Here is a 5354-nt window from a genome sequence, read left to right on the forward strand (position 1 = left end):
GCCAGCGCGGCACCCAGCGGCGCCAGCGCGAGCGGCGCGACACCTTCAACATCTCGCTGGTCGGCTACACGAACGCCGGCAAGTCCTCGTTGTTCAATGCGCTGGTGAAGGCGCGTGCCTATGCAGCCGACCAGCTGTTCGCCACGCTCGACACCACCACCCGGCATCTGTATCTCGGCGATGCACGCCGCAAGGTGTCGATCTCCGACACCGTGGGCTTTATCCGCGAGCTGCCGCACGGGCTGATCGACGCCTTCAAGGCCACCCTGCAGGAGGCGGTCGATGCCGATCTGCTGCTGCACGTGGTGGATGCCTCCAACCCGCACCATCCGGAGCAGATGGCCGAGGTGCAGTCGGTGCTGAGGGAGATCGGCGCCGACACCGTGCCGCAGCTCCTGGTCTTCAACAAGCTCGACGCCCTCGACGACACACAGCGCCCGCTGTCGCTCGCCGACGAGATCGAAGTCGACGGTGTGCAGGTGCCGCGCATCTTCCTGAGCGCCCACACCGGCGAGGGCGTGGCAGCGCTGCGGGCCGAGCTCGGGCGGCGTTTGCCGTCGGTGAGCGAGGCCATGACCCCAGAGCCGGACGCCGAATTACACGGTCCAGCCGGCGGATTGGCACAATCCCCTCACTGACCAGAGAAGAGATCGAATGAATGCAAAGCCAGTGTGGAGACGGTTTCAGGGCATGTTCAACCTGAATGACGGGCGTTGGGGCCGCGGCGACGAGCCGTCCTCGAACGGGGATCGTCCCAATGCCAATCGTCCCGATGACGACTCCGGAGCTCCCAGCAACAACAACAGCAACCGTCCGCGCGGCCAGGGGCCGAACCAGGGCCCGCCTGACCTCGACGAGCTCTGGCGCGACTTCAACCGCAAGCTTGGTGGCCTGTTCGGCGGCGGGCGCGGCAACGGCGGCCGCCCGAATGGAGGCAATGGGGGCAACGGCCTCAAGCCCGACATGAAGAATGCCGGCGTCGGCCTGGGCCTGGTGGCTGCAGTCGCCGTCCTGATCTGGCTGGGCACCGGCTTCTTCATCGTCAACGAAGGCCAGCAGGCCGTGATCACGCAGTTCGGCCGCTACAAGACGACCGTGGGCGCGGGCTTCAACTGGCGCCTGCCATACCCGATCCAGCGCCACGAGATCGTGGTCGTGACGCAGATCCGCTCGATCGATGTCGGCCGCGACTCGATCGTGCGCTCGACCGGCTTGCGCGAGTCGGCCATGCTGACCGAAGACGAGAACATCGTCGAGATCAAGTTCGCCGTGCAATACCGCCTGAGCGACGCCCGCGCCTATCTCTACGAGAGCAAGGCGCCGACCGATACCGTCGTGCAGGTTGCGGAGACCGCGGTGCGCGAAGTGGTCGGCAAGATGAAGATGGATGCGGCGCTTGCCGAGGAACGCGACCAGATCGCTCCGCGCGTTCGCACGCTGATGCAGAACATCCTGGACCGCTACAAGGTCGGTATCGAGGTGGTGGGCATCAATCTGCAGCAGGGCGGGCTGCGTCCGCCGGAACAGGTGCAGGCCGCCTTCGACGACGTGCTCAAGGCCGGCCAGGAGCGCGAGCGTGCCAAGAACGAGGCGCAGGCCTATGCCAACGACGTGGTGCCGCGCGCCACGGGTACCGCCTCGCGCCTGAAAGAGGAGTCGGAGGCCTACAAGGCGAGGATCGTCGCGCAGGCGCAGGGTGACGCGCAGCGGTTCAGCTCGGTGCTGGCCGAGTACCAGCGGGCGCCGCAGGTCACGCGCGACCGCATGTACACCGATGCCATGCAGCAGATCTACAGCAACACGACGAAGGTGCTGGTCGATTCCAAGCAGGGCTCGAACCTCCTGTACCTGCCGATCGACAAGCTGATGCAGATGTCCGGCCAAACCGGTGCCGGCGCGCCCGCCGATGGTGCCAACCCGAACGTGGCCGGCACCGCGCCGCCGCAGTCGTCGGTGATCCCCGTCGTCCCGCCCAACGACGCGCGTGCACGCGATGGCCGCTCGCGCGACCGCGACGTGCGTTGAGGAGCAACACAGCATGAACAGACTAGGCTTCATCGTATCGTCGGTCCTCGTGGCGCTGGCGCTCCTGAGCTCCACGCTCTTCGTGGTCGACCAGCGCCAGTTCGGCGTGGTCTATGCCCTGGGCCAGATCAAGGACGTGATCACCGAGCCGGGATTGAACTTCAAGCTCCCGCCGCCTTTCCAGAATGTGTCGTACATCGACAAGCGCCTGCTGACGCTGTCCAGCCTCGATCCCGAGCCCATGCTCACGGCCGAGAAGCAGCGCGTGGTGGTCGACTGGTACGTGCGCTGGCGGATCACCAACCCCTCGGAATACATCCGCAACGTCGGCCTCGACGAGAACGCGGGCGCGGTGCAGCTCAACCGCGTGGTGCGCAACGCCTTCCAGGAGAACGTCAACAAGCGCACCGTGCGCGAGTTGATCTCGACGCGCCGCGAGGCCCTCATGAGCGACGTGCAGCGCGAGATGCTGGCGGTCGTGAAGGGCACCAAGCCCTGGGGCATCGACATCATCGATGTGCGTGTCACGCGCGTCGACTATGTGGAGGCGATCACCGAATCGGTCTACCGCCGCATGGAGGCTGAGCGCAAGCGCGTGGCCAACGAGCTGCGCTCCACCGGCTTCGCCGAAGGCGAGAAGATCCGCGCGGACGCCGACCGGCAGCGCGAGGTGATCGTCGCCAATGCCTACCGCGACGCCCAGAAGATCAAGGGCGAGGGCGACGCCCGCGCCGCATCGGCCTATGCCGACGCCTTCGGCCGCGATCCGCAGTTCGCGCAGTTCTACCGCAGCCTCGATGCCTACAAGCAGAGCTTCAACAAGAAGAGCGATGTCATGGTCCTGGACCCCTCGTCGGACTTCTTCCGTGCCATGCAGAGCTCGGGTGGCACGGCGGCGGCGGCGGGGCGGCGCTAGGCGTAGCGTTCGGACGTGAGCGCAGAGACCTTCTGGAGCGCGCTGGCACTCGTGCTGGTGATCGAGGGCCTCCTGCCGTTCGTGTCGCCCGGCGGCTGGCGGCGCGGCTTCGGCCAGCTCATGCAGCTGCGGGACGGGCAGCTGCGCTTCTTCGGCTTGTGCAGCATCCTGCTGGGGCTCTTCCTGCTCTGGGTCCTGGCCTGAGTCCCGGTTTCCCGCGGGCGAGTTGGCCCCCGGTGGCCCGGTAGAATCCGGTTTTAACCACGCCCCCGATCCCCATGTCCGCCTGGGTCCTCCCGGATCACATTGCCGATGTGCTGCCCTCCGAGGCGCGTCACATCGAAGAACTTCGACGCCAACTACTCGACACTGCCCGTGGCTACGGCTACGAGCTGGTGATGCCGCCGCTCCTCGAGCATCTGGAGTCTCTTCTGTCCGGCACCGGAGAGGCGCTGGACCTTCAGACCTTCAAGCTGGTCGATCAGCTCTCCGGGCGCAGCATGGGGCTGCGCGCCGACACCACGCCCCAGGTCGCGCGCATCGATGCCCACCTGCTCAACCGCCTCGGCGTGGCCCGGCTCTGCTATTGCGGCCCGGTGGTGCACACCCGGCCCGATCGCCCGCACGCGACCCGCGAGCCCCTCCAGTTCGGCGCCGAGATCTACGGCCATGGCGGGCTCGAGGCCGACACCGAGGTGCTGCGCCTCGCGCTCGACTGCCTGCGTGCGTCCGGCGTCCGGAATCCCGTCATCGTCGACCTGGCCGACGCGCGCATCGTGCGAACCCTGCTCGCCGGCGTGCCGGTTGACGCAGAGGTCATTGCGCGCGTCCATACCGCCCTGGCGGCGAAGGACGCCAGTGGCCTGCGCGAGTTCACCGCGGACTTCCCCGCTGCCTCGCGCGAGGGCCTGCTCGCGCTGGTGCGTCTCTATGGCGACGCCGCGGTGCTCGACGAAGCGGCCAGGGTCTTGCCCGACACGGGCGGCATGCGCCAGGCGCTCGCCGACCTGAAGCAACTGGCGCAGCGGCTGGACGGCGCGCGCGTGAGCTTCGACCTGGCCGACCTGCGCGGCTATGCCTACTACAGCGGCATGCGCTTCGGCATCTACACCGATGGCGCCAGCGACGCGCTGGTACGCGGCGGCCGCTACGACGAGGTGGGCGCGGTGTTCGGCCGCAATCGCCCTGCCGTCGGCTTCAGCCTCGACGTGCGAGAGCTCGTGGGCGTGCTGCCGGTGCGGCCCCTGCGCGCCGCGATCCGCGCGCCCTGGAGCGACGCCCCGGGGCTCGGCGAAACCATCGCCGCGTTGCGCAGCAAGGGCGAGACCGTGGTCTGCGTCCTGCCCGGGCACGAGAGCGAGATCGACGAATTCCACTGCGACCGCGAGCTGATCGCGCAGGGCGAGCAGTGGAAAGTCCAAGCCATCTGAATCTGAAAAGCGAAGCATCATGAGCGTTACCACCGGACGAAACGTGGTCGTCGTCGGCACCCAATGGGGCGACGAGGGCAAGGGCAAACTGGTCGACTGGCTGACCGAGAGCGCACAGGGGGTCGTGCGCTTCCAGGGCGGTCACAACGCGGGTCACACGCTGGTCATCAACGGCGTGAAGACCGCCCTGCACCTGATCCCCAGCGGCATCATGCGGCCCGGGGTCAAGTGCTACATCGGCAACGGCGTGGTGCTGTCGGCGGCCAAGCTCTTCGAGGAGATCGAGGGGTTGGAGAAAGCCGGTGTCGAGGTGCGCTCGCGCCTGCGCATCAGCGAGGCCTGCCCGCTGATCCTGCCTGTCCACGCCGCGCTGGACATCGCGCGCGAAGCCTACCGCGAGAAGGGCGGCATCGAGAAGATCGGCACCACCGGCCGCGGCATCGGCCCCGCCTATGAGGACAAGATTGCGCGCCGCGCCCTGCGTGTGCAGGACCTGAAGCACCCGGAGCGCTTCGCCGCCAAGCTGCGCGTGCTGCTCGAACTGCACAACCACGTGCTCACCCAGGTGCTAAGTGCGCCGGCGATCGAGTTCGATGCCGTCTACGACGAGGCGATGCGCCACGCGGAACTGCTCAAGCCCATGATGGCCGACGTCTCGCGCGAGCTGAACGACGCGCATCGCGCGGGCGCCAACCTGCTGTTCGAGGGTGCGCAGGGCACGCTGCTGGACGTGGACCACGGCACCTACCCCTATGTGACCTCCAGCAACTGCGTGGCCGGCAACGCCGCGGCCGGTGCGGGTGTCGGTCCGGGCATGCTGCACTACATCCTCGGCATCACCAAGGCCTACTGCACGCGCGTCGGCGGCGGGCCGTTCCCGACCGAGCTCGAATGGGACAAGCCCGGCACCGTCGGCTATCACCTGAGCACGGTCGGTGCCGAGAAGGGCGTGACGACCGGCCGCAGCCGCCGCTGCGGCTGGG

At 67.8% G+C, this 5354-nt stretch carries 6 protein-coding genes; all 6 read left to right on the forward strand.

Features of this window, described 5'->3' with window-relative positions; genetic code table 11:
* On the forward strand, positions 1-638 hold a 638-nt coding region (hflX, locus tag APY03_RS45210; RefSeq protein ID WP_232324570.1), incomplete at its 5' end, for a GTPase HflX.
* Between the two features lie 52 nt (positions 639-690).
* Entirely contained in the window at positions 691-2025 is a 1335-nt protein-coding gene (gene hflK / locus APY03_RS38540; protein ID WP_068685934.1) for an FtsH protease activity modulator HflK, read from the forward strand.
* Positions 2026-2038: 13 nt separating this feature from the next.
* Positions 2039-2941: a protease modulator HflC gene (gene hflC, locus APY03_RS38545; RefSeq protein ID WP_068685936.1), complete on the forward strand. Its 903-nt coding sequence runs from the start codon at positions 2039-2041 to the stop codon at positions 2939-2941.
* 15 nt (positions 2942-2956) lie between these two features.
* A complete protein-coding gene (locus APY03_RS38550) occupies positions 2957-3145 on the forward strand; it encodes a DUF2065 domain-containing protein (protein WP_068685938.1) in 189 nt (62 codons plus the stop codon).
* A gap of 74 nt (positions 3146-3219) precedes the next feature.
* A complete protein-coding gene (locus tag APY03_RS38555) occupies positions 3220-4371 on the forward strand; it encodes an ATP phosphoribosyltransferase regulatory subunit (protein WP_068685940.1) in 1152 nt (383 codons plus the stop codon).
* A 19-nt stretch (positions 4372-4390) separates the two neighbouring features.
* Positions 4391-5354 (forward strand): adenylosuccinate synthase (locus APY03_RS38560; protein WP_232324571.1); only part of this gene is annotated, 964 nt, incomplete at its 3' end.

The organism is Variovorax sp. WDL1 (genome assembly GCF_001541225.1).
Classification (GTDB): Bacteria; Pseudomonadota; Gammaproteobacteria; order Burkholderiales; family Burkholderiaceae_C; genus Variovorax.

What these genes read in the sequence shown, in the direction of transcription:
- hflK (WP_068685934.1), top strand. Translation starts at nt 691, where the DNA reads ATGTTCAACCTGAATGACGGGCGTTGGGGCCGCGGCGACGAGCCGTCC.
- hflC (WP_068685936.1), top strand. Translation starts at nt 2,039, where the DNA reads ATGAACAGACTAGGCTTCATCGTATCGTCGGTCCTCGTGGCGCTGGCG.
- APY03_RS38555 (WP_068685940.1), top strand. Translation starts at nt 3,220, where the DNA reads ATGTCCGCCTGGGTCCTCCCGGATCACATTGCCGATGTGCTGCCCTCC.